Source organism: Williamsia sp. M5A3_1d (assembly GCF_053345315.1).
The window spans coordinates 644,540-670,500 of sequence record NZ_JBKEZX010000001.1 but is presented as its reverse complement, the minus strand read 5'-3'; the positions used below and the strand labels follow the sequence as shown (position 1 = coordinate 670,500).

Here is a 25,961-nt window from a genome sequence, read left to right as displayed (position 1 = left end):
GACCGCGGTCATCACAGGTCGGGGCCGCGCGCCGACGCAGTAGGCTGTCCCCCGATGTCTACCACCGATCTGCCCATCGAAACCCGCCGACTCGTGGGCTGGAGTCGCACCACACCGATCGACGGCCAGGTGCTCTCGACGCCCGATGTCGAGGTCATCGCCGACGCCGTCGCGCGGGTCGCCGACAGCAACGCCGACAAGCCTTCGTACCTGCGCCGCGGCGTCATCGCCCGCGGACTGGGCCGCTCGTACAACGAGTCGGCGCAGAACGTCGGTGGCCTCACGATCGACATGACCCGCCTCAAGCGGATCCACTCGATCAGTGACGAGACCGCCATCGCCGATGTCGACGCCGGCGTCGACCTCGACACCCTCATGAAGGTGGCCCTCCCCTACGGCCTCTGGGTGCCGGTGCTGCCGGGTACCCGGCAGGTCACCATCGGCGGGGCCATCGCCCACGACATCCACGGCAAGAACCACCACAGCGCGGGCAGCTTCGGCAACCACGTCACCGAGATCACGCTGCTCGTCGCCGACGGCCGCGTGCTCACCATCGGACCCGCGGGCACGCCCGACGACCCCGATGCCTCGATCTTCTGGGCCACGGTGGGCGGCATCGGTCTCACCGGACTGATCCTGCGCGCGAAGATCGCGATGACCCGCACCGAGACGGCGTACTTCATCGCCGACGGCGCCGTCACCCACAACCTCGACGAGACGATCGCGCTGCACACCGACGGCAGCGAACACAACTACACCTACAGCTCCGGGTGGTTCGACGCGATCAGCAAGCCGCCGAAGCTCGGCCGCGGAACGTTCTCGCGTGGATCGCTGGCACGCCTCGACCAGTTGCCCGATGATCTGGCCCGGAACCCGTTGGCGTTCACCGGCAAGACGCTCATCAAGTTCCCCGACATCTTCCCCAACGGTCTGGCCAACAAGCTCGACTTCGCGATCGTCGGCGAGGCGTACTACCGGATGGGCGGCAACTACACCGGCAAGATCCAGAACCTGACGAAGTTCTACCACCCGCTCGATCTGTTCGGTGACTGGAACCGCGCCTACGGCTCGAAAGGCTTTCTGCAGTATCAGTTCATCGTCCCGGTGGAGGCGGTCGAGGAGTTCAAGCAGATCATCATCGACATCCAGGCCTCGGGACACGTGAGCTTCCTCAACGTGTTCAAGCTCTTCGGTGAGGGCAACCGGGCGCCGCTGAGCTTCCCGATGGAGGGGTGGAACATCTGCGTCGACTTCCCCATCAAGAAGGGCCTGCACGAGTTCGTCACCGAGCTCGACCGCCGGGTGTTGTCGATGGGTGGGCGCCTCTACTCGGCCAAGGACTCCCGCACCACCGCCGAGACGTTCCACGCCATGTACCCCCGGATCGACGAGTGGATCGCCACGCGCCGGCGCATCGACCCGCACGGCGTCTTCGTCTCCGACATGGCCCGTCGCCTCGAACTCGCCTGAGTTCACGCCCTTCTCGACCCGCACACCCCAGAACGAAGGACCCCGCATGATCAACGCCGTCGGCGTGCCGAAGACCCTGCTGCTGTTCGGTGGCAGCTCCGAGATCGGGCTCGCCATCTGCGCCGAATACCTCAAGAAGGGACCGATGCGGGTCATCCTCGCGACGGTTCCGGGCGACCCGGCCGGCGACGCGGCGATCGAGACCATGAAGGCGGCCGGGGCGACGTCGGTCGAGAGCATCGACTTCGACGCACGCAAGCCCGACACACACCCCGAGGTGGTCGAGAAGGCCTTCGCCGGTGGCGATGTCGACGTGGCGATCGTGGCGTTCGGTGTGCAGGGTGTCGACGAAGAGGTGTGGCAGGACCAGCGCAAGGCCGTCTTCACCGCAGACATCAACTACACCGCCGCGGTGTCGGTGGGCGTCCTCCTCGGTGAGCGTCTGCGCGCCCAGGGTCACGGCCAGATCATCGCGATGAGCTCGGTCGCCGGTGAACGCGTGCGGCGCAGCAACTTCGTCTACGGCTCGACGAAGGCCGGCCTCGACGGCTTCTACCTCGGACTCGGAGAGGCCCTGCGGGAGTTCAACGTCCGCGTCCTGGTGATCCGCCCGGGCATGGTGCGCACCCGCCTGTCGGCGCATGTGAAGGAAGCCCCGATGACGGTGAACAAGGAGGATGTCGGTCGCCTCGCGGTGCGTGCCGCCGACAAGGGCAAGGAGATCGTGTGGGCGCCGCCGCCGTTCCGCTACGTGATGATCGTGCTGCGCCACATCCCGCGCCCGATCTTCCGCAAACTCCCCATCTGATCCCGACGTGAGCGCACCCACCACCGAGGCCCCCACCCCAGAGGCACCTGACCGCCGGGGGCTCCGGCGTCACGGCGCCGCCGCGCTCGGTCTCATCGGGGCGGCCCTGGTGGCGGCGGTGGTCGGGGCGATCGGATTGTTCGCCATCGGTCGGGTGCAGTGGCCGGCCTTCAACTCCTCCAACGTCACCGGCGCCCTCACCACCGTCGGCCAGTGCGTGTCGATCGGCCTGCTGCTCGTCGCGGTGGTCGCGTCGCGGATGGGCACACTGCGGCGGTGGGTGACACCGCTGAGCTGGGTGGGCATCTCGGCGTTCGCGACGGTCACCCTCGCGATGCCGCTGGGCGCCACGAAGCTCTACCTGTTCGGCATCTCGGTCGACCAGCAGTTCCGCACCGAGTACCTCACGCGTCTCGCCGACACCCACGGCCTGGCCGACATGACCTACATCGACCTCGCGCCGTATTACCCCGCGGGCTGGTTCTGGCTCGGCGGACGGTACGCGAACCTGGTGGACCAACCCGCGTGGGAGGCGTTCAAGCCCTACGCGATCCTGTCGATCGCTGTCGCCGCAGCCGTGGCGATGACGCTGTGGACCCGCATGATCCGTACCGACCGCGCGATCGCGATCACGCTCGCCACCACCGCGGTGACCATCATGTACGCGGGCCCCGAACCCTACGCGGCCGTGCTGATCCTCGTCGGTGCGCCGATGATGATCACGGTGTTCCACGCCCTGCGATCCGGCAGCCGCGCGGCCCTGCTCGCCGGCGGGCTCTTCATCGGGGTCAGCGCCACCTTCTACACACTGTTCACCGGTCTGTTCGCGCTGTCGGCGGTGCTGATGGCGCTCTACCTGGCCGTCGAGACCATCCGCGCCACCGCCAACCGGGCGACCGATCCCGGTGCGGTACGGCGGCAGCAGCTGCGCGCGCTCGGTGTGCACGCCGGCCGACTGATCGCCATGGGCATCGTCGCCGGGCTCATCGCGTTGATCGTGTGGGCGCCGTACCTGCTGGCACGACTGCGCAACTCGCCGGCGAGCGGTGGCACCGCCGAGCACTATCTGCCGTCGAGCGGGGCGCAGCTGCCCACACCGATGCTGCACCTGACGCTGGTCGGCGTGTTGTGCATGATCGGGCTGCTGTGGCTGCTGCTGCGCAACCGGCAGCGCACGGTGTCGCTCGCGCTCGGGATCGTCGTGATCTCCATCTACCTGTTCTGCCTGCTGTCGATGGCGCTGACCGCCATGGGGACCACGCTGCTGTCGTTCCGGCTCGAACCGCTGCTGGCCGTGACCCTCTCGGCCGCCGGTGTGCTCGGGGTGGCCGAGATCGCGCGCGCGGCCGTCGCACGCTTCGGCGACATCCGATTCCTCGTGGTGGTCGCGGCGCTCGTCGCCGCGGTGGGGGTGTCGCAGAACATCCCCGACCATCTGAGCTCGGAGATCACCACCGCATACACCGACACCGACGGCAACGGCGACCGTGCCGACAAACGCCCGCCCGGAGCACAGTCGTACTTCCCGCAGATCGACACCCTCATCCGCGAACAGACGGGGCGTCCGCGCCACGACACGATCGTGCTCACCGCCGACTACGGGTTCCTGTCGATCTATCCGTACTACGGCTTCCAGGGCCTCACCTCGCACTACGCGAACCCGTTGGCGGAGTTCGACAAACGCGCCTCGGCGATCGAGCAGTGGGCCACGGTGCAGACCCCCGACGAGTTGCTCCGCGCGCTCGACACCTCCCCCTGGCCGGCACCGCGCGTGTTCCTGTTCCGCTACAGCGCCGACGGTTATGCTCTGCGACTGGCCACCGATGTCTACCCGAACGACCCCAACGTGCGGCGCTACACGGTCGCCTTCGGCTCGGCCCTGTTCGACGATCCCCGGTTCACCGTGACCGAGGTGGGTCCCTTCGTCCTGGTGGTGCGCAGATGAGTCACTTCACGATCACGACCGTCGACGGAGGGAAGGGCAGCGCCCATCTCATCCACACCGAGCACGTCAACTGGGTTCTGCTGCGCGATGATTCGGGCGTCACGCTCATCGACGGCGGCTACCCCAAGCAGGTCGACGACGTGATCGCCTCGGTACGCGAGATCGGCGCCCAGCCCGGCGACATCCGTGCCGCACTGGTGACCCACGCCCACGTCGACCACATCGGCGGCCTGGCCCGCCTCGCGAACCGATACGCGTTCCCGGTGCACCTCGATCCGGTGGAGGTGTCCCACGCGCGCCGCGAACACCTGCAGCAGGCGACGCCGAAAGCGTTGGCGAAACTCGCCTACCGTCCACGGGTGCTGCGGTGGATGGCCGAGATCGTCGCCCTCGGCGGCCTCGACACCACCGGCATCCCCAACGCCGAGCCGTACCGGATCTCCGACGACGGCGCGCTCGACCTCCCCGGGCGGCCGGTACCGGTGTCGGCGCACGGGCACACCGACGGCCACAGTGCCTATCTCGTGGCCGGCGGTCGGGTGCTGGTGTCCGGTGACGCGCTGGTGACCGGACACGGCATCACGGGTCACGTCGGTCCGCAGTGCATCCACCCGGTGTTCCACCACGACGAGGCGGCCAACCGAGAGGCCCTGCGCGCCCTGGCCGAGCGGGAACGTCAGGCCGGTGCACCCGTCGAGTTCATCTTCCCCGGCCACGGTGATGTCCACCGCGGGTCGGTGTCCGACGCGGTCGCCACGGCCCTGCGGGGCTGACGCTCAGTTCGCGCGGCGGCCGCGACCGGCGGCGAGATTGTCGGCCAGGACCCCGGTGTCGCCGAACAACTCGGCACGCCACTCCTCGAGGAGGTACTCGGTGGGGTTGTCGTCGGGATGGAACCCGGGCCGGGTGTAGGTGCGCAGTTCGGCGAGCACCGCGCGTCCCAGCCACGGATTGTGCCGCAGCGCAGCGAGACTCGCGAACAGTCGACGCGGGTTGTAGGTGGCGCGGTCCCGCGCCATCGACACCATCGTCCACACGATGGTGTTCGCGACGAACACCACGTGGACCACCCGCATGGTGGCGATCCGCATCCGTTCGGTCCCACCGACGTACCGGTAGACGTCGAACGCCACCGCCTTGTGTTCGACCTCCTCGTAGGCGTGCCACATCAGCAGCGCCCGCACCTGCTCGGAGGAGATGAGTGCGCGTGCTCGTGGCTCGGTGAGCAGCAGCGACGCCAGCGTCGCGGTGTAGTGCTCGAGGGCCGCGGTGATCGCCAGCGACAGCCGGTGGGGCAGCCGCCGGAACATCCGCGCCAGCGCACGTTTGGTGTGCTTGTCGCACGCGAGGGTTGGATACCCCATGGCGTCGAGTCGTTCGTTGATCTCCCGGTGCTCGCGTCCGTGGGTCACCTCCTGTCCGATGAACCCCGCGATCTGCTTGCTGAGCACAGGGTCGGTGACCTGGTCGCGGTAGTGCTTCACCGAGCGGACGAAGAAGTCCTCGCCCTCGGGGAACACGGCCGAGAGCATCGACACGATGTGGCTCATCACGAGGTCGCCGGCGACGTAGTGCCGCTCGAGGGATCCCTCGGGGTAGGAGAACCTGATCCTGCGCGCCCGGATGTCGGTAGCCATGGGACACCTCCGTCGTCGTGGCGGCGCCGTGACCGGAATGTGTGTGTCTGCCGTCACATGTACTTGGAGTGTCGTCCCGGGTCGGACGCTTGTCAACGCCTGTTGTGACTAGGCGCAGCTCGGTGACTGTTCGGAGAGCACGCCCCGGACCGACAGCGGTCCCTCGAGCCGATACGTGCCCGGTTGCGGTGCACGCACGGTGATCCATCCCTGCTCGGTCTGATCGATGCACGCGCTGATCGTCGGATCGTCGACGTCACGCGCCACCAGGTACCGGTTGGGGCGGATCTGGATGGGATGTGTACCGGTGTCAGGGATCTCGACCACCATCTGCGCAGGCGTCTCGGTCACCAGCGACAGCGGCGGCGCCACCACCGATCCCGGGTTCGCCACCCGGTACAGCGTCCACTCGTCGTTGCCCCACTCGCGCGTCAGATACGGCAGGCCGGCGTTCACCAGTGCCGCCTCGGCTCTCGCCTGGCGCAGCGGCTCGTCGGACACCGCGACCCACGACACCGCGTTCTCGTTCAGCCACCGCCGATACGACTGCGGGGTCAGTGCGTCGGAGTCGTAGAAGATCGGGTTGAACCGCGAATCGGACTGGTTCTCCCATCCCCGCGCCAGCTTCACCAGCGAACCCAGCTCGTGGGACCCGGCGTGGGTGCCGGCATCGATCAGTTCCACGCGGTGGTTCGCGAGGCCCGGTCCGCGCAGCAGCGCCAGTCGCAGGGGTTCGTAGTTCTTCTCGGTGTCACCGGAGTTCGCCACCACCACCTGATCGGCCACCGCGACGAAGCCCGCATAGCTGACCGCGGGCACCAGGGTGATGAGCAGGATCGGCAGTGCGCGCCGGGAGAACCACAGGATGAGACACGGCACCACGAGACAGAAGAAGCGACTGAGGTTGGACCCCACGCCGTTGGGGATCGCGAACACCACGACCGCGGCGAGCACGGCCAGCGGGGCGATCCACCGCTGCGGCGCCTCGGTGATGGCGTACCCCGCACCGAGACCGATGAGCATCGTCCACACCAGCGTGGTCCACGGGAAGCCCTGGGCGCCGGGTGCCCCGAAGAGCGCGAACGGCACCACCACCCCGAGCCCCGACCCGATCAGGACGCTCCACACCATCCGGGAGCGGTGACCGCCGCCGAGCAGGAACGGCACGGCGGCCAACCCCACGAAGGCCGGAGCGAGGGGGCTCGCGAGACCCGAGACGACCAACACCACCGCGGCGAGTGTGCTCGCGCCGCGCTGCAGCATGAGTACGGCGAACAGCGCGAACGCCGCCCCGACGGAGAACGCCACCCGACCCGACATCATGTTGAGCACCGCCGCGGCGACGATGGCCCAGGTGAGCATGGTGGGATGCACCGCGCGGCTGCCGGAGCCGATGCCGACCGTCGCGTGCGCCAGGGGGTGCGCCATCACCGCGATGAGCAGGGTGGCGATCGCGAGCAGCGCGAGCGAGCCGGTGAGCGCCGAGAGTGCCGGTACGAGAAGCGAGTAGCTGCCCGGCGAGACCCCGCCGTACCAGCCGAACCAGTAGCCGAGACCCACGCCGGACCGCGCGGCCTCCTCGCGGGCGATCGCGGCCTGGAGGTCTCCGAGGGTCGGGCTCAGCGCCCAGAGGGTGACCGTCGCGATCAGGGCCACCGCCAGCGGGAGTGCCATCGGCCAGCTCCGTTGCCGGCCGGTCACCCCGGTGGTCATCGAATCGGTCTCATTCGACGGGTACGGCCGCGGACGGTTCGGTGTGGCTCCCGATCTGATCCTGGTAACGCCGGCGGACGCGCGATCGCCACAGCGCCCGGATGCCGAACACGACGGCGGCGCCGACGGCGAGAGTGGCCAGGCCGGCGAGCACGTCGAGGATGTAGTGGTTGCCCGAGCCCATCACGACGAAGAAGGTGGTGAACGGGTAGATGAGGCCCAGGATGCGCACCCACATGCGGCGCGCGAGGAAGAACAACGAGAGTCCGCACCAGGCGGCCCACGCGCAGTGCAACGACGGCATGGCGGCGAATTGGTTGGAGATGGCGTCGCTGCCCGGGGTACCCGACTCCGGCCACCAACCCCATGACGACGTCTGGCTCATGATGTCGACGAAACCCTGCTGGCCCAGAAGCCGCGGCGGGGCCGTGGGGAACCAGTAGAAGCCGATCAACGCGAGCACGGTGGTGACGATGAGGATCGCGCTGACCGCGCGGTAGTGGGTGCTGCGGCGGAAGAACAGCCAGACGAGCACGGCGGGGGTGACGATGAAGTGCAGGGTCGCGTACTGCAGGGCGACGATGTCGGCCACGATCGGGGTGTGGTGCACCCACTCGTTCAGCGGCCGCTCGAGGGCGAAGTGGAATCGGTCCTCGAAGGACAGGATCGACTCGGCGTTGCGGAAAGCGGTGTCGGCGACCTCGCCGACGCTGTTGCGGATCAGTGAGTAGACGCCGTACAGCGCTCCGATGAGTGCGATCTCCACCCACCAGCGGGGCCGCGCGAAGTACGCCGCGATGGCTGAGAGGACATGGAAACGACTACGGACCAGATCAAATTCGATGGCCTCGAGGCCTGCGTCGAGGTGCACGGGTACACCGGTGATCTCGCCGGCCGGCATGTCGTCCTGGGGCAATCCGTCGGTCTCGGGGGACTGCCGGGCGATGTCAGCGGTCGACATGACAAGCCTCCCGCATCGGACCTCCACATCACCGTCGACGTGGGTCGAAATCGCCCCCGACGGTCGCTTCGCACCGTCACGCACTCCGGAGGCGCGACAGCATTGCGAGGAATACTAACGGAGGACACCTGGCATCCCGTCCCCCTCCATTGACCGAACGCCAGTTGAACAGGACAACTGCGACCGGATCTCATACCGAAGGATGGGCCGTCACGCTGGTCATCGCCACAGTGCCGACCCCCGCGAATGTGATTGAGATCACTGCGTGTCGATCAGCTCCGCGGCCCGCCGGAGCGCGTATCCATAGCCCGAGACCCCGCATCCGGCGATCACCGCCGAGGCGATGGGCGACACGAAGGAGTGGTGGCGGAACTCCTCGCGGGCGGCGACGTTGCTGATGTGGACCTCCACGACGGGTACCTCGGGGATCACCAGCGCGTCGCGCAGCGCCACCGAGGTGTGGGTCCATCCGCCCGGGTTCACGACGATCGCGTCGACCGTCCCGCGCGCTGCGTGGATCCAGTCGAGCATCTCACCTTCGTGGTTGGTCTGACGGGCGACGAGGGTGAGCCCCAGCTCGTCGGCGGTGCGTTGCGCGAGCTCGACGACGTCGGCGAGGGTCGCCGATCCGTAGACCTCGGGCTGGCGGGTGCCGAGCATGTTGAGGTTGGGGCCGTTGAGGAGCAGGACCGTCCGGCTGCGCTGGGACATGAACGTCACTGTAAGGCGCCTGACCTCCTGCGCCGCGTAACCCCGCCACGCGGTTACGATCGGCAGCTGTGCCCGAAAACCCCCGGCCCGCGACGTCGCGACCCGAGCAGCCCCGGAGCGTGACGACCCGCCGGACCGGTCGGGACCGTGTGCGCGTGGCCCGGATCGTCGCGGTGGCAGCCGGACTCATCGGGTTCGTGCTCGCGATCGCCACCCCGCTGCTGCCCGTCACCCAGACCACCGCCGAGATCGACTGGCCGCAGGTGTCGGCGAACGAGCAGCTGCGCTCGGTCACCGCGCCGCTCATCAGCTACGTACCGGTCGACATCGAGGTGTCGGTGCCGTGCTCGGCGGTCACCCGTCTCGACCGGGCCGGGGAGTCGGTCCTGCTGTCGACCACCCCGAAGGACGCCGAGAAGGCCGTCGAGCGAGGCCTGTTCATCCGCGTCTCGGGGGCGTCGACCGATCCCGCCGATCAGCGGTCGGTCGAGGTCGTGGTCCGCAACGTGCCGCTGGTCAGTGCGTCGGTCGCGCAGATCCGGGCCCAGAACTGTCGGAGCATCGACGTCACCGCCACCTCGGAGGCGGTGACCGCGCGGTTCGTCGGCATGACCGACTCCGACGGCGCACCCCTGCAGGGCGAGACCTCCGACGGTGACCAGCGCCCGCAGCTGACCGGCATCTTCACCGACCTCACCGACACCGCCGGGGCGGTGCCCGGGCTCCGGGCCCATGCCACCATCGACTCGCGGTACTCCACCGCCTCCACGGCCATCAAGTGGGCGGCGATCGTCGTCGGCGTCGTCGCGACCGTCGTCGCGCTCATCGCCCTGGCCGTGCTCGACGGCACCGACGGCCGCAGGCACCGTCGCATCCTGCCGGCGCGCTGGTGGCGGCTCAATCCCCGCGACGGTGTCGTGATCGGCGGCCTGCTGGTCTGGCACATCGTGGGCGCCAACACCTCCGACGACGGCTACCTGCTGACGATGTCGCGCGTCGCCGAACACGCGCACTACACCGCCAACTACTACCGCTGGTACGGCGCCCCGGAGGCGCCGTTCGGTTGGTACTACCAGGTGTTCGGCTGGCTCGCCCACATCAGTACCGCCAGCCCGCTGGTGCGACTGCCCGCGCTGCTGTGCGGGATCGCGGTGTGGCTCATCATCTCCCACGAGATCCTGCCCCGACTCGGCCGTGCGGCCACCACCAGCCGCATCGTGCCGTGGACCGCGGCGTTCGTGTTCATGGCGTCGTGGTTCCCGTTCAACAACGGTCTGCGCCCCGAACCGATCATCTGCCTCGGCGCCCTGCTGACCTGGTGTTCGGTGGAACGGGCCATCGCCACCGGGCGCACCCTGCCCGCGGCCGTGGCGTGCACCGTCGGCGCGTTCAGCCTCGCCGCCGGCCCCACCGGACTGATGGCCGTCGCGGCGCTGATCGCCGGCGGACGTCCGATGATCATGTCGATCATCAAGCGCACCAAGGTGATCCAGGAGACCACCGGCGGTCGTCGCTGGGTCACCTATCTGGCCATGATCGCGCCGGTGCTCACCGCGGGCACCTTCGTCATCTTCGTCGTGTTCTCCAACCTCACGCTGACGGCGTTCCTGCAGGCGTCGAAGATGAAGACCGCGCTCGGCCCGTCGCTGCACTGGTACAACGAGATCAACCGCTACTCGGCACTGTTCGAGTTCTCCGCCAACGGCTCCGTCGGCCGCCGGTTCGCGGTCCTGGTGATGCTCGTCGGCCTCGTGGTCTCCGGCGCGATGTTGTTCCGTAAGAACCGGATCCCCGGCACCGCGATGGGTCCCACCCGGCGCATCGTCGGCATCACCTTCGCGTCGTTGGTGTTCCTCATGTTCACGCCCACCAAGTGGACCCACCACTTCGGTGTGTTCGCCGGCCTGGCCGCGGCGCTGGCCGCCATCGCCGCGATCTCGGTGACGGCGACCGCGATGCACTCACGCCGCAACCGCACCCTGGTGACCGCGCTGGTGCTGTTCGTGACGGGCCTGGCCTTCACCGGGCCGAACGCCTACTTCTACATCTCCAACTACGGCATGCCCTACGGATCGCAACCGGTCCGGCTGATCGTCGCGCTCGGCAGCATCCTGCTGTACCTGTCCATCGCGACGCTGGCACTGGCCGGCTGGTTCCATCTCCGGGACCCGCATCGCCCCGCGCCCGACGCCGTCGCCGATGCCACCGCCGGGGCCTCCCGGACGAGGCGTTCGAGGGTCGTGACCGCCCCGCTGCCGGTGGCCCGCCGTTTCGCGGCCGCCCCGCTGGCGATCATCGCCGGGCTGCTGGTGGTGTTCGAGGTCTCGACCGCCGTCGCATCCGGGGTGAACCAGAGCGGATCGTTCTCGGTGCCGTCGTCGAACGTCGACGCGCTCACCGGTTCCCCGTGCGCGATGGCCGAGAAGGTCCTCGTCGAACCCGATCCGAATGCCGGGCTGCTGTCGCCCATCGACACCTCGGCGAAGGACCCGCTGGCCGGGTCGAACGCGGAGGGAACCACCGACAGCAGTGCCGCGACCAGCAACTTCACCCCCAACGGGCTGCCGATGATGCTCGACTCCACGGCCAGCGAGGGATCGCTCGGCGTGTTGAGCACCAACGTCGCGGCCTCGCCGGACGTGCTGACCAGCAACGCCGGCGGCACCGGCGGTGGCGAGAACGACAAGCCCGGCGTCAACGGGTCGACGGCGAAACTGCCCTTCGGCCTCGACCCCGACCGCACCCCGGTGCTCGGCAGCTACTCCGCCGCCGACCAGGTGCCCGCACGCCTCACGTCGTCGTGGTACCGCCTGCCCGCCAAGTCGGCGGACACCCCGCTGGTGGCGATGGCCGTGGCCGGCAGCTTCGACATCAAGGACCTGAAGCTCGAGTACAGCACCGGCAGTGGCACCCGCGACAGCGACTACAGCTCCGCGGGCGAGGTCGATCTCATCGATCCCGGACCCAGCCCGTCGTGGCGCAACCTGCGCACCTACCGCAGCTCGTTCCCCGACGACGCCACCGCGGTGCGCATCGTCGCCACCGACGACAACCTCGCCTCCGACCGGTTCATCGTGGTCAGTCCACCCCGGGTGCCCCGGGTGCAGACCCTGCAATCCCTCGTCGGTGACCGTGACCCCGTCCAGATCGACTGGACCTCGGGTCTGGCGTTCCCGTGCCAGCGACCGTTCGACCACCGCGACGGCGTCGCCGAGGTGCCGAAGTGGCGCATCATGCCCGGCGCCGACCTCGCCGCCGCCGTCTCGGCCTGGCAGGACTCGTTCGGCGGGGGTCCGCTGGGGTGGATCGAGGTGTCGCTGGACTCGACGACGGTGCCCAGCTACCTCCAGGACGACATCGGCCGCGACTGGGGATCGCTCGAACGCTACGAGCCCTACAACGACACCGTGGGCCCGGCGCAGCTCGAACTCGGCACCCGGACCCGTTCGGGATTGTGGAGTCCCGCCCCGATCCGCTACTGACCCCGCACACGCGGCGCGCGCCCGGGCCGATGTGCCCCGTGGGCGATGCGGCGGCCACAGACATGTCGCATACCATCGTTGCTCGTGCCGATGACTGCCCGACTGTCCAGCGCGACAACCGCTCGCCTGGTGGCCGTGACGGCCGGTGTGGTGGGGATTCTCGCGTGCATCCTCACCCCGTTGCTGCCGGTGAACCAGACCACCGCCGCGTTCTCCTGGCCCGCCGGGCAGTCCCTGGCGGCCGACACGCCGTCGGTGGTCGCGCCGTTGACGGCCCAGACGCCGCAGTCGCTGACCGCCTCCATCCCGTGCTCGCTGGTCGACTCGCTCGGCTCCGGCGGCGGCACGTTGTTGGCCTCCATGCCCACCACCGCCGACCGCGCCTCCCAGAAGTCGCTCGTGGTGTCGGCGAACGCCTCGACGGTCACCGTCTCGTTCCGCGGCACGCCGGCCGCGTCGGCCACCCGTGAGCAGGTCCGGTCGCCGCAGTGCCGCTCGATCCGCGTGTTCTCCTCACCGACGGGACCGGGAGCACAGTTCGTCGGCCTCGGTCCGGCCACCACCCTCACCCCCGACAAGCGCCCCCAGGTCGACGGGATCTTCAGCACGCTGACCACGCCCCGGGTCCAGGCCGCGGCCACCCAGGGCCTGCGGGTCGACGTCGGGATCGACAACCGCTACTCCAGTTCGCCGTCGGCCATCAAGCTCGCCGTCATGATCATCGGGATCCTGGCCATCGCGCTGGGCCTGGTCGCGTTGGCCCGCCTCGACTGGCTGGGCGGACACCACCGCCGGATCGGCGTGCGCTCGTGGCGACGCGTGTTGGCCCCCCGTATCACCGACACCGCCGTCACCGCGGTGCTCATCGTGTGGTTGTTCCTCGGCGCCGGCACCCCCGACGACGGGTACGTGCTGACGATGGGGCGCGTCGCCGACGGCGCCGGGTACCTCTCCAACTACTACCGCTGGTTCGGCATCCCCGAGGCGCCGTTCGACTGGTACTACAGCTTCCTGGGCCACTGGTCGTCGGTGTCGACCGCCGGCATCTGGATGCACATCCCGGCCCTCGTCGCCGCACTCGTGTCCTGGTTCGTCCTCAGCCGCGTTCTGCTGCCGCGTCTAGGCGCCGCGGTCCGCCGCAGCGCGTGGGCCCTGTGGGCCGCCGCCGCAGTGTTCGTCGCCTTCTGGCTGCCGTTCGACAGCGGTCTGCGCAGCGAACCGATCATCGTCGCCGGATCGCTGCTCACGTGGTGGGGTGTCGAGCAGGCCATCGGTACCCGCCGGTTGCTGCCCGCCGCGCTGGCCACCGTCGCCGCCGGACTCACCCTGGCCCTGGCGCCGCACGGCGTGATCGCGGTCGCGGTCCTCGTCGCCGGAGCGCGCGCGATGATCGAGGTGGTGCTGCGACGTCGCCGCGGCGACGGTCTCGCCCCGCTGGTGCTGCCGGTCGTCGCGGCCGGACTGTTCACCCTCATCGTGGTGTTCCGCGACCAGACCCTCGCGAGCGTCTACGACGCGGTGCGGATCCGCTTCACCGTCGGTCCCTCGCTGAGCTGGCACGAGGAGTACTTCCGCTACTTCTTCATCACCGTCAGCACCGACGACGGTGCGCTCACCCGCCGCGTCCCGGTGCTGCTGCTGCTCGCCTCGGTGTTCGTGGTCCTCGCGGTCATGTTGCGCCGCAAGCGGATCCGTGGGATCGATCCGGGACCGGTGTGGCGCGGGATCGGCGCCGTCGGGGTCACCCTGGTGCTGTGGGTGTTCGCGCCCACCAAATGGACCATCCAGTTCGGGATCTTCGCCGGTGTCGCCGCGGCGCTGGCCGCCGTCGCCACCGTCGCCATCGTGCAGTCCGCGGCGCGCTCGGCCCGCAACCTCACCGTGCTCGTCGCCGGACTGCTGTTCGCGCTCGCGGCAGCGATGGCGGGCAAGAACGCGTGGTCGTGGGCCTACGACTTCGGTATCTCGTGGTTCGACCGCGCCCCCGTCCTCGCCGGGATCCAGGTCTCGACGATCCTGCTGGTGCTCGCCGTCATCGCGTCCGCGGGCGCGGTGTGGCTGCACCTGCGACTCGACTTCGTCGACAACCGCGGTGTCGTGCACGAGTCCGACCCGGACGACCCCTCCGCCGACCCTTCGGCCCACATCGAGGCCCCGGCGGACGCTCCGTCCCGGGCCGATCGCCGTCGCCTCGTGCTGGCGTCGTCCCCCCTCGCGGCAATCGCCATCCTCATGGTGGTGGCCGAACTCGCGGTGTTCGCCAAGGCCGCCGTCGCCCGCGGCTCGGAGTACACGGTGGTCGGCGCGAACCTGCGGGCGCTGGGCGGCGACACCTGCGCCATGGCCGACGACGTGCTCGTCGAACCGGACGCGAACGCCGGCACCTTGACGCCCGCCGACGGTGGTTCGGCGTCGGCGGCGCTGGCCGGGACCGGTTCGGTCGGGTTCACCCCCGACGGTGTCGCACCCGACCTCTCGCCGGAGCCGACACAGTCACGGCCCGGTCAGATGAACGTCGCGGGCACCATCCAGAACGCCTTCACCGTCGCCGGCGGATCGCCGGGAACCCTGGGCGGCAACGGACCCCGCACCGTCAACGGATCGACCGCGGCGCTGCCGTTCGGTCTCGACCCGTCACGCACCCCGGTGCTCGGCAGCTACGGCTACGACTCGGGCCGGGCATCGCTGACGACCGCGGCGTACCGACTCCCCGCGCGCGGCAGCACACCGCTCATCGTGATCAGCGCGGCCGGCGCGATCGCCTCGGTCGACGTCGACGGTGTCGGCGAATTCGGCCGCTCACTGCGCGTGCAGTTCGGGATCACCTCTCCCACAGGCGAGTTCACCCAGGTCGGGGCGCCGTACATGCCCATCGACCCGGGCCCCGAGCCGCCGAACCGACCGTGGCGCAACCTGCGCATCCCCACCGAGGTCATCCCCCCGCGCGCACAGGTGATGCGGATCGTCGCCGACGACGACAACCTCACCCCCGATCAGTGGCTCGCCATCACCCCGCCGCGGGCGGCGCAGCTGCGGACACTGCAGGACGTCGTGGGTTCGTCCACGCCGACCCTCATCGACTTCACCGTCGCCGGTCAGTTCCCCTGCCAGCAGCCGATCGTCTCGCGCCACGGCGTCACCGACGTGCCGCGCTGGCGGATCCTGCCCGATCGCATCACCGCCCTGTCGCAGTCGAAGACCTGGATGGACTCCGACGACGGTGGCCTGCTGGGAATCTCGGAGGGCACCACGACACCGACCACCGTGCCGACCTACCTGCGCGACGACTGGTTCCGCGACTGGGGGTCGCTGGAGCGACTCGCACCCCTCGCGCCGGACGCGCCCACCGCGACGGTCACCCTCGGTGACCGGAGCCGCTGGGGATGGTCGCGTGACGGATCCATCCGCGTCGTGAAGTCGGACGACTCGTGAGCGCATCGACCACCCCAGAGGGCACCACTGTGACCAAGACGTCCACACGACCGACGACCTCGGCGCGGCGCATGCGCATCGTCCGGATCGTCGCGATCGTCACCGGTCTGCTCGGCGCGCTGCTCGCCCTGGCGACGCCTCTGCTGCCGGTGAACCAGACGACGGCGTCGATGTCGTGGCCCCAGCAGGGTGTCGGGGAGAACGGGGTGGGCGATGTCGCCGCCCCACTGGTGTCGTTCGTCCCCGTCGACGCCGACGTGACGGTGCCGTGTGCGGCCGCGGCGCGGCTGCCCTCCTTCGGCGGCAACCTCCTCTCGACGATCCCGACCGCGGGATCGGATGCCTTCGCGCGCGGCCTGTTCGTCTCGGTGACGTCGGATCAGATCCAGGTCACCAACCGCAACGTCGTGCTCGTCAACACCCCACGCGCACAGGCCCAGAGCGACCCGAACTGCTCGATCGTCATGCGATTCGACGGCACCCGGACACGCGCGGAGATCCGCGGACTGCCGTCGGGGGCGGCCGGTCAGCTGTCGTTCGACGTCGCCGACCCCAACCTGCGGCCGCAGATCGTGGGCATCTACACCGATCTGCCGAGCTCGACCCCGGCCACCGGTCTGTCGGTGCGCGCGACGATCGACACCCGCTTCGTCACCACACCGACGGCTCTGAAGCTGACCGCGATGGTGCTCGGTATCGCGATGACGCTGCTGTCGCTGATCTCGCTGGGCATCCTCGACAGCGGCGACGGCCGACGACACAAGCGCTTCCTGCCCGCGAAGTGGTGGACCCTGCGTCCGATCGACGGTGTCGTCATCGTCGTCCTCGGCCTGTGGTGGTTCCTCGGCGGCAACACCTCCGACGACGGTTACAACTTCACCGTCGGTCGCGTCGCCGACGCCGCCGGGTACCCGATCAACTACTACCGCTACTTCGGTGTGCCACAGGACCCGTTCGGCTGGCACTACCAGGTGATCCGCGCGATGACCGACGTCAGCCTCGCCGCGCCGTGGATGCGTCTGCCCGCATTCCTGCTGGGTTTGCTCGGCTGGTGGTTGCTCAGCCGCGAGGTGATCCCCCGTCTGGGCCGCACGGTGCGCCACTCCACCCCCGCGCTGTGGACGTGTGCCGCGGTGTTCCTCGCGATCTGGCTGCCGTTCAACAACGGTCTGCGCCCCGAGCCCGCCCTCGCCGTCGGCGCCCTGCTCACGTGGTGTGCGGTGGACAGGTCGATCGCCACGGGCCGCTTCCTGCCGCTGGCAACCGCGACGATCTTCGCGGCGTTCACCCTCGCGATCGCCCCGGGCGGTCTGATGGCCGTCGCGGCGTTGGTCGCGGGCATCCGTCCGCTCATCAAGAGACTCGCCAGGCGCCGACACCGCGACGGACTGCTACCGATCCTGGCGCCGATCCTCGCCGCCGGTACCGCCGTGTTGTACGAGATCTTCGCCGACAACACCCTCTCGGGGGTCATCACCAGCTCGAAGGTCGCCAGTGAGGTCGGGCCGACGCTGGAGTGGTGGCAGGAGCCCGTCCGCTACTACTACCTGCTGCTGCCGAACCAGGTCGACGCCTCGCTCGCGCGCCGTTTCGGCATCCTCACCATGTTCCTGCTGCTCGGGTTCGTGATCCTGGTGTTGCTGCGCCGTCGGTCGCCGCGCGGCATCGCCCGCGGGCCGGTGTGGCGCCTCGTCGCGGTCATCCTCGGCACCGTCTTCATCATCTCGTTCACGCCCACCAAATGGACGCACCATCTCGGCGTGTACGCGGGCATCGCCGGCGGCCTGGCCGCCGCGGCCGGGGCCATGGCGGCGCCGGCCATCCTGCGACGACGTCGCAACCGCACCTTCCTCGTGGCGGCCCTGTTCTTCGTGATGGGTATCGCGTTCGCAGGCATCAACGGGTGGTGGTTCGTCGGCACCTACGGCGTGCCGTGGCGCGATCGACCACCGGCCATCGGCGGGGTCCGCGTCTACTGGCTGCTGCTCGCGCTGTCGGTGATCACCGCACTCATCGGGTTCTGGCAACACCTGCGGGACGACCATGTCGACGACGTCGTCGCGCAGGGCCGCGGATCGACACGACGATGGCGCACACCGCACGGCGCGATCGTTCCCACGCTGATCGCACTGGTGGTCGTCTTCGAGGTGCTATCGCTCGTGAAAGGCGCAGTGGTACAGCGCAACAGCTTCTCGTGGGCGTCGAGCAACGCGCGGGCGCTGTCCGGCAACATCTGCGGCATGGCCAACGACGTCCTCGTCGAGACCGACCCGAACGGCGGCCTGCTGGCCCCGGCGGCGGTCGCGGGTCAGTCGCCGGCGACCTCTCCCGGCGACGCTCTCGCCGGGCCTTCACCGGCCGCCGGTTTCACCCCGAACGGGGTGCCGAACGATCTCTCGGTCGACACCACCCAGAACAGCGACGACACCGCGACCACCAGCAGTTCGACAAACACCACACAGGGATCGGCGGGATCTGACGAGGCCTCCACCGGCGACGAGTCGACCGAGGGCGGCACCGGCGGCGGACAGGGTGCGCGCGGCGTCAACGGTTCCACCGTGAAGCTGCCGTTCGGGCTCTCCCCCGAACGGACCCCGGTGCTCGGCAGCTACGGCGGTTCGGGCGGTTCGCTGACCACCGACTGGTACCGGATGCCCGCGCGTTCGGCCGACGCGCCGCTGCTCACGGTCTCGGTCGCGGGTGCGGTCGAGGCGCGCAACGGTCTCGGCATCGTCAGCCAGGGCCAGCAGGTGCGGGTGCAGTACGGGCGGGTCGGCGCCGACGGTGCCGTCGTCCCCGTAGGCCAGCGGTCCCCCATCGATGTCGGTGAGGCGCCGACGTGGCGCAACCTGCGGTTCCCGCTCTCGGACGCGCCGGCGGGTGCGAATGTCGCACGGCTGCTCGTCGCCGACACCAGCGGGAGCTCCGATCAATGGGTCGCCGTCACCCCGCCGCGGATCAGCACCCTGCGCACCCTCGAGCAGGTCGTGGGACGCACCGATCCCGTGCTCATCGACTGGGTGCCCGCCTTCGTGTTCCCGTGCCAGCGCCCGATGTCGGTCCGCAACGGCGTCGAGGAGGTGCCGAAGTGGCGCATCCTGCCCGATGCGGGTGCCACCCGACAGAACAGCCAGACGTGGATGTCGGGCAAGGCCGGCGGACCGCTGGGCCTGACCGAGGCGATGCTGCGCCCGCAGCTCCTGGCGACCTATCTACGCAACAACTGGGGCAACGACTGGGGTTCGCTGCAACGGTTCAGCGAGATCCAGCCCGCGCAGACGGCCAGGCTGACCATCGGCGAGCAGACCCGGTCGGGTCTGTGGGATCCCGCGCCGATGCGCGCGATCGGGTACTGACCCGCAATCGGACAAAGCTCGCACCGGGTGTGAGCTGCGACGATGTCCCTCGACGCCGCATGGCGCCGCGTGGATAGTGGGTCGGGTGGACATGACACCGATGACCCGGCCCGACCTCCTGACCGACTGGACCTCGACGCCGGTCTGGTGGGCCGTGATGGTGGTCGCCACCGCCGCGTATCTCCTCGGCGTCCAGAGGTCTCGACGCGCGGGCGTCGTGTGGCCGTGGGCGCGCACGGCCGCGTGGGTCGGTGCGATGGCGCTGCTGGTGGTGACGCTGAACTCCAGCGCCGCCGCGTTCGCGCACCATCTGTTCTGGATGCACATGATCACCCACCTGCTGTTGATCATGGTGATCCCGCTGCTGCTGGTGTCGGCGCAGCCGGTCCGCCTGGCGATGGAGTCGTCGGGGCCCGTCGGCGCCGGCCGGGTCCGCGCGGTGATGACGCACCGCATCACCCGTTTCTTCACCTCGCCGGCGTTCTCGGTGCCGGTGTACGCGGCGGTGCTCGTCGGGACGCATCTCACCGGGTTCCAGCAGGCGATGAGCGAGCACATGTGGATCCATGACGGCGAGATGGTGCTGTACCTGGTGAGCGGCTACCTGCTGCTCCTGCCCACGATCGGTGGCGAGTTCAGCGGTCACGACCTGTCGCATCCGGTGCGTTTCGTGACGCTGCTGATCGCGATGGGTCCCGACACCCTCGTCGGGATCGTGCTGATGTTGACCGATCGCCCGTTGGCCCCGGCATACGGCGAGTCGCGGCTCGGGTGGGGGCCCGACGCGTTGGCCGACCAGAACATCGCGGGCGCCATCATGTGGTTCGGCGGCGACGGCTTGATGATGCTGCTGCTGGTGCTGGTCGCGGGTCAGTGGATTCGCGCGGAGACCCATCGCACGCCGGGCGAGGCGCGGCGGGTGTCGTGGCTCGACCGTGCCCGCCAGGAGGCAACTCTCGCCACGGCAGCGGACGGCGACTCCACCGGCGACACCTACGACATCGACGGGGACGACGCCGCGTTGGCCGCCTACAACGCCCGACTCGCTGCCCTGCACGCCGCCGAGAGCTCTCCTCGCGCCCGCCGATAGCCGAGGTCGTGACCTGCGCCAACGATCGCTCTCCCCGCTATTCTCATCCCGCCGGGGGCTCGACGAAGGGCGTGGGAGTGCGCGAGGAGATCGATTATGAGGCCACGAAGGCTGCGTTGCGCGCGCAGGTGGCCGCATCGCCTGCCGCCCACCACGCGTCGTCGGCAGGGTGGCGCTGGTTCGGCGCCGGGGCCGGCGTCATCGTCGTCGCCTGCGCGGTGACCGTCACACTGTGGGCCACCCACGGAGGTACGCACGCGCAGATGCGGCTCGTCCCCAGCGCCGGACACGCGACCTCGACCACCGACACCGCCGATGAGGTGGACGTCGACGCCCGTTCTCTCGTCCCTGCCCCACCCGTCGGTCCGCCTGCGGGCGAGACGGTCGGCGCCGACCCTGTCGTGGCTCCCCTGACACGCGTCCCCGACCTCGGAGACACCAACCCACCTCCGGCCGCTGTGGTGTCGGCGGCCCCGGCTGCATCCCCCACGACCGCCGCGACCGACACCGCGGTCGACAGGTCCTCCTCCCGGTCTCCCGCGCGACCGGGCCCCGCCCAGACGCCCGCCCCTCGACCGCCCGACGTCATCCCGCCGGTCACCTCGCCGCCCACCACCGCGTCGCCCGGTCCCGAGACGCCCCCGCCCGCAGACCCCCCGCCACCTGATGGGGGCGGAGGATCCGGCGGCACCGACACAGGGTCCGACCCGGGCAACGGCTGACGGACGGTCTTCGTCACACCTCGTGACTCGGGGATCGGACCGGAATTCTGGTTCACTATGCGCATGGGCGAAGAATCGACGCCAGACCTCTCGAAGAACACGGGGAACTCCGCGAGGGACCAACCGAACACACGCCTGTTGTGGGAGCTCATCCGCCCACGTCTGCCGCTGTTCGCGCTGGCCACCGTCGCGGGACTGATCGGATCGGCCGCGCGCCTGGGCACCCCCCTGGCGACGAAACACATCCTCGACTCCGTCGACGGCAACTCCGGCATCATCCCGCCGCTGTCGATCCTGATCGGCCTGGTGATCGTCAGCGCCGTCGCGCAGTGGTGGCAGTTGGTCACCCTCGGCAATCTGTCGGAGGGCGTGGTCTACGACGCGCGCCGTCGCATGAACCTCCGTTTCCTCTACGCACGTCTCAGCCCCTTGCAGCGCAGCCCGGTCGGAGAACTCGTCACCCGCGTGACGTCGGACTCGGTGCTCCTCCGTGAAGCCGCGTCGTCGAGCATCGTCGGCGGCGTCAACGGCGTGGTGATGCTCGTCGGCGCACTGATCATGATGGCGATCCTCGACATCACCCTCGTCGGCGTCACCCTCATCGCGGTGCTGATCCTCACGGTTCTCTTCGGCCGTATCCTGCCCTCGATCGCCAAGTCGCAGGAGCGCGCCCAGGCCGCCGTCGGTGAGCTCGGCGGCGAACTGGACGGCAACCTGCGGGCCATCAAGTCCATCAAGGCCGCCATCGCCGAGGAGCGGGTGCGTACTCGACTCGACGAGATCGCCGCGCGCTCACGTGACCTGAACATGTACGCCGTGCGACGACAGGCGCTGGCCATCACCACCTCGTTCACCGGTGTGCAGGTCTCGATACTCGCCATCCTCGCGTTCGGCGCCGTACGGGTGTCCTCGGGTGCGATGACCGTGTCCACGCTCGTGGCATTCCTGCTCTATGCGTTCCAGATCGGCGATCCGATCGGCCAGCTCAGCACCAGCCTCACGCAGCTGCAGGCGGGTCTCGCGGCGGCACGACGCATCCGTCAGGTCGACGCCATGCCGATCGAGGGCGGTTCACCGCAGAGCGGTTCAAACGGCTCCGGTCCGCGGCATCGCGCGGGGTACCCCGTCGCGGCGTGGGAATCCAAGCGAAGCGTTCCCACCGGCGACGGGTCGGGGATGTGGCTGCGCAACGTGTTCGCCAGTTATCCGGGCGGCGATTCCGTGCTCAACGGCATCGACCTGCGGATGCCCAGCCGCGGCCACGTGGCCCTCATCGGGCCGTCCGGCGCGGGCAAGACGACCCTGCTCTCGCTGCTCCTGCGGTTCCTCGAACCCGACAGCGGCGAACTCCGACTGGGATCCCATGCCTACCAGGAAGTCTCGGCGTCGACCACGCGCACCCACTTTGCCTACGTCGAGCAAGAGTCGCCGCTCATCCCGGGCACCCTGCGCGAGAACCTGCGCCTGATCAACACGCATGCGACCGACGAGGCGATGTACGAGGTGCTCGACCGCCTGTCGCTGCGCAGCGTGGTGGACACCCTCCCGGGCGGGCTCGATGCCCAGGTCTCCATGAACTCGCTCTCCGGCGGTCAACGCCAACGTGTCGCCGTGGCCCGCGCACTGCTCGCCGACCGGCCGGTGCTGCTGCTCGACGAGGCGACCGCACAGGTCGACGCGCTGACCGAGCACGCCATCCACGACGCGATCGTCGACCATGCCCGTACCGGCCTGGTGATCACCATCGCCCACCGCCTGTCGACCGTCGTCGACGCCGACATGATCGTGGTGCTGCAGGACGGTCGCCTCATCGCCCAGGGCTCGCACGAGGAACTCCTCGCCAGCAGCCCGCTCTACAAGGATCTGTTGACGGCGCTGCGCATCCCCACCGACGCCGCGTCGGAAGACGTACTCGACCTCGGCTAGGAGGCCCACCGCCTACGCAGTTCCGCGAACGGGACGGCACACACCTGACGCAACCGGGTCAGCCTGATGCCGCGCGGTCCTCGCACGGCATCACCGAGTGAGGTCGGATAGCACCAGATGAGCCAGATGGCTCCGTACAGTCGTGCCCCGGCCGGCATTCGGGTGTCGACCACTGTGGCCCACAGGAATCGGGTGTGATCGAGCCACTCGCGTTTCTCGCGGACGTTGAGCGCGCTGAGGGTGTTCTCGTCGTGATGTCGCACCGATTGCGGGGCGTCGCAGTACGCGATGCGTCGTCCCGAGCTCACCCGGAGCCACAGATCGAAATCGAAGATCTGTACGAGGTCGTCACGGAACCCGCCGACCTGCAGGGCGCGGTCGCGGGCGAACATGACGCTCGTCGGTTCGCCGAACCAGTTGTTCATGGCGCCGGCGCGCAGGAATCGGTTGATGAGCGTGGTCGCGTCGTTGATCGGCGCCAGGGGCCCGAAATGCAGGTGGGGTGACCCTGCGCGGCCACGGAAATCCTCGTCGTCGGTGACCACTTCTCGCGGTGCGAACGCCATGGCGACCTCGGGGTCTGCGAAACAGGCCGAGAGGGTCGTCAGGGCACCGGGCAACAACTCGTCGTCGCCGTGCACGAACTGGATCAGGGCGCCTCGGGCCAGTTCGATACACCGGTTGTGATTGCCGGCCGCACCGAGCCGGGGATCGTTGACCACAACACGGTCTCCCTCGCGGATGAGTTCCCGCGCGATCCGCGCACCGTCGTCACCGGAGGCGTCGTCGATCACCAGGATCTCGAAACTCGGGTGGTCCTGGGCGAGGACACTGCGCAGGCATCGCTCGACCGTGCGTTCGTGACGGTAGAGCGGAACGCACACCGTCACCTCGACGTCCACGGTCATCGGGCGTTGACGTGCATCGCGATGCGGCCGTTCGACAGACCGATCAGGTTGGGATTCAGGGCCTCTGGCCGCCCGCTCGCAGGTTCGACGACCGTGACCGTGACGGGTGGCCACACCACGAGGCGCCTCCCGTCCGACGCAGGCCTCCCGAGGCGCCCTGCGAGCGCGACGACGACATCGCCAGACAACTCCGCGACATCCCGTCCCCATGAGGTCGCGCCGAACATCGTGTGGTCCGCCACGCCGAGTCCGGCGAAGAGCCGTCGGGAGCGACCCGCCCCGTCGCGCACCTTCCCCATGTCGACTATCACGCCGTCTTCGTCGACCACTCGCGGAGACACAGCTGCGACATCGTCGGTCTGCGCCAGTCCGGCGAGCCGCGTCAACCATGTCGGGTCCCCGCAGGCCACGCGGCAACCGATCGCGGCCACCACGTCATCGGGGTCGCACTGTGCGACAACAGAATCCACGGCTGATGCATCGGGGGCGTCGACCACACGCACCGAGGCGAACCCACTCGTGTCGACGTCGAAGATCTCAGCGTCACCGTCGGCGACGTCGCTCATCGCATCTCCGGTCCGGATGATGACGAGGGCCGTTCCCGGCGCCACAGCGAAGATCGGCTCGTACGGACTGGTCGGCGGGCCCTCCGGGACGTGGACGTCCACGCCGCGACCGCGCAACGTGGTCTCTATCGCGAGGCGCCCCGCCTCCCGCGCGTATGCCTTCGCTCCCCCGCCTCCGGCCGTGGACCCCGGTGCCTGGCGCCAGTGGTAGAGCACCTTCGGGATGTGGCCGACGACGCGTCGACCGGGCATCGAGTGGAGTCGAAGGATGAGCTCGTGATCCTGGGCGCCGTCGTAGTGGGGATCGAGACCGTCGCTCTGGTCCAGGAGACTCCGCCGTATGACCGACAGGTGGCTCGAGTAGTTGACGCAGAGAAGCGTGTGCGGCGACCAGTCCGGCTTGAAGTGGGGTGAATGTCGCCACGTGCCGTCGTCGGTGATCATGTCCTCGTCGGAGTACACGATGTCCGTGTCCGGGTTGTCGAAGACGTGAGCGGCAACCTCGTTCAGCGCCTGCGGCGCAAGGGTGTCGTCGTGATCGACGAACACCACGAAGGTCCCGCAGGCGACATCCAGGGCGCGGTTGGTGTTCTCCGAGATTCCGTCGTTGCTCGAAAGTTGGTGGTATCGGAGCCGTTTGTCGCGCTCGCACGCGCGGCGGACACACGACTGGGCCCTGCGATCGGTCGATGCGTCGGCCATCACGACCTCGAAGTTGCCGAACGTCTGGGCCAGAAGCGAATCCACCAAGGCCTCGAGGTGTCGAGGTGCGGTGTTGAACATCGGGATCACGATGGTGAAAACCGGCTCGTCGCCGAACGGGTTCACCGTGTCGTCGATCGGCGCGAGGAACAGTCCCTGCTCACAGGTCTCGACCCATAGGTCGTAGCTCGCCTCGTGCCGAAATGGGAGGAACTGTGGGAATCTGCGCCGCAGAGGCGTCATCGGGTTGACCCGATGACCGAGCCGGGCGATCGCGTCGTCGACGATGTATCCCACCATGGATTGTGCGGCTCGATTCCGTCATCCGTCTCGGCCGGACCCGTCGATCGGGCGGCCGCGGTCAGGAGTCACGCTACCGATCCTTGCAACGCCCGACCAGTCGCGTGGTCAACCCACCTGAACGAATGAATCCCTACCGTTCGTCGAACCGTCTCCCACGGGCATACCTAGTGTCGGCCTCGACCGGGCATGCGTGTTCGAGATGGGGGTTCGGTGAAGGTCAATGTCATCC

Annotated in this window: 16 protein-coding genes; 10 read left to right on the top strand and 6 right to left on the bottom strand. The window is 69.1% G+C overall.

All coding sequences use genetic code 11. The features are described from left to right. The first annotated feature begins 54 nt into the window (after positions 1-54). Genes ACLBW1_RS03230 through ACLBW1_RS03215 form a run of 4 tightly spaced genes read left to right on the top strand, consistent with a single transcriptional unit; the run spans position 55 to position 4,996 of the window. Positions 55-1,470, top strand: coding sequence for an FAD-binding protein (locus tag ACLBW1_RS03230; RefSeq protein ID WP_447810050.1), 1,416 nt, complete (start codon positions 55-57; stop codon positions 1,468-1,470). Positions 1,471-1,516: 46 nt separating this feature from the next. Continuing rightward, positions 1,517-2,278 (top strand): decaprenylphospho-beta-D-erythro-pentofuranosid-2-ulose 2-reductase, encoded by a 762-nt coding sequence (locus ACLBW1_RS03225; protein WP_447810049.1) that lies wholly within the window; start codon positions 1,517-1,519, stop codon positions 2,276-2,278. A gap of 7 nt (positions 2,279-2,285) precedes the next feature. Next, complete coding sequence (locus tag ACLBW1_RS03220) at positions 2,286-4,223, top strand: galactan 5-O-arabinofuranosyltransferase (protein ID WP_447810048.1); 1,938 nt, start codon at positions 2,286-2,288, stop codon at positions 4,221-4,223. Continuing rightward, the gene (locus tag ACLBW1_RS03215) at positions 4,220-4,996 is read left to right on the top strand and encodes an MBL fold metallo-hydrolase (protein ID WP_447810047.1); all 777 of its coding nucleotides are present in this window, start codon (positions 4,220-4,222) and stop codon (positions 4,994-4,996) included. Before ACLBW1_RS03220 ends, ACLBW1_RS03215 begins: the two co-directional genes overlap by 4 nt. 3 nt (positions 4,997-4,999) lie before the next feature. Here ACLBW1_RS03215 and ACLBW1_RS03210 read toward each other — a convergent pair whose 3' ends face one another. The 4 genes from ACLBW1_RS03210 to aroQ form a co-directional block, all read right to left on the bottom strand. Beyond that, the gene (locus ACLBW1_RS03210; RefSeq protein WP_447810045.1) at positions 5,000-5,860 is read right to left on the bottom strand and encodes a metal-dependent hydrolase; all 861 of its coding nucleotides are present in this window, start codon (positions 5,858-5,860) and stop codon (positions 5,000-5,002) included. 108 nt (positions 5,861-5,968) lie between these two features. After that, a complete protein-coding gene (locus tag ACLBW1_RS03205) occupies positions 5,969-7,534 on the bottom strand; it encodes a hypothetical protein (RefSeq protein WP_447810044.1) in 1,566 nt (521 codons plus the stop codon). Positions 7,535-7,583: 49 nt separating this feature from the next. Continuing rightward, positions 7,584-8,534, bottom strand: coding sequence for a phosphatase PAP2 family protein (locus ACLBW1_RS03200; RefSeq protein ID WP_447810043.1), 951 nt, complete (start codon positions 8,532-8,534; stop codon positions 7,584-7,586). A 258-nt stretch (positions 8,535-8,792) separates the two neighbouring features. Next, entirely contained in the window at positions 8,793-9,245 is a 453-nt protein-coding gene (gene aroQ, locus ACLBW1_RS03195) for a type II 3-dehydroquinate dehydratase (protein WP_447810042.1), read from the bottom strand. Between the two features lie 149 nt (positions 9,246-9,394). On the opposite strand from aroQ, the gene ACLBW1_RS03190 reads away from it, so the two are divergent. From ACLBW1_RS03190 to ACLBW1_RS03165, 6 genes are all read left to right on the top strand, one after another. After that, positions 9,395-12,727, top strand: coding sequence for an arabinosyltransferase domain-containing protein (locus tag ACLBW1_RS03190; protein ID WP_447811127.1), 3,333 nt, complete (start codon positions 9,395-9,397; stop codon positions 12,725-12,727). Positions 12,728-12,817: 90 nt separating this feature from the next. Next, the gene (locus ACLBW1_RS03185) at positions 12,818-16,159 is read left to right on the top strand and encodes an arabinosyltransferase domain-containing protein (protein WP_447811125.1); all 3,342 of its coding nucleotides are present in this window, start codon (positions 12,818-12,820) and stop codon (positions 16,157-16,159) included. Between the two features lie 71 nt (positions 16,160-16,230). Beyond that, complete coding sequence (locus ACLBW1_RS03180) at positions 16,231-19,515, top strand: arabinosyltransferase domain-containing protein (RefSeq protein WP_447811124.1); 3,285 nt, start codon at positions 16,231-16,233, stop codon at positions 19,513-19,515. A gap of 100 nt (positions 19,516-19,615) precedes the next feature. Then, a complete protein-coding gene (locus tag ACLBW1_RS03175; RefSeq protein WP_447810041.1) occupies positions 19,616-20,605 on the top strand; it encodes a cytochrome c oxidase assembly protein in 990 nt (329 codons plus the stop codon). An 8-nt stretch (positions 20,606-20,613) separates the two neighbouring features. Further along, a complete protein-coding gene (locus ACLBW1_RS03170; protein WP_447810040.1) occupies positions 20,614-21,327 on the top strand; it encodes a hypothetical protein in 714 nt (237 codons plus the stop codon). Positions 21,328-21,390: 63 nt separating this feature from the next. Further along, entirely contained in the window at positions 21,391-23,253 is a 1,863-nt protein-coding gene (locus ACLBW1_RS03165; RefSeq protein WP_447810039.1) for an ABC transporter ATP-binding protein, read from the top strand. Here ACLBW1_RS03165 and ACLBW1_RS03160 read toward each other — a convergent pair. Then, complete coding sequence (locus ACLBW1_RS03160) at positions 23,250-24,161, bottom strand: glycosyltransferase family 2 protein (protein WP_447810038.1); 912 nt, start codon at positions 24,159-24,161, stop codon at positions 23,250-23,252. The genes ACLBW1_RS03165 and ACLBW1_RS03160 overlap by 4 nt on opposite strands. Next, the gene (locus tag ACLBW1_RS03155; protein WP_447810036.1) at positions 24,158-25,729 is read right to left on the bottom strand and encodes a glycosyltransferase family 2 protein; all 1,572 of its coding nucleotides are present in this window, start codon (positions 25,727-25,729) and stop codon (positions 24,158-24,160) included. The genes ACLBW1_RS03160 and ACLBW1_RS03155 overlap by 4 nt, the downstream gene beginning before the upstream one ends. Positions 25,730-25,961 lie beyond the last annotated feature (232 nt).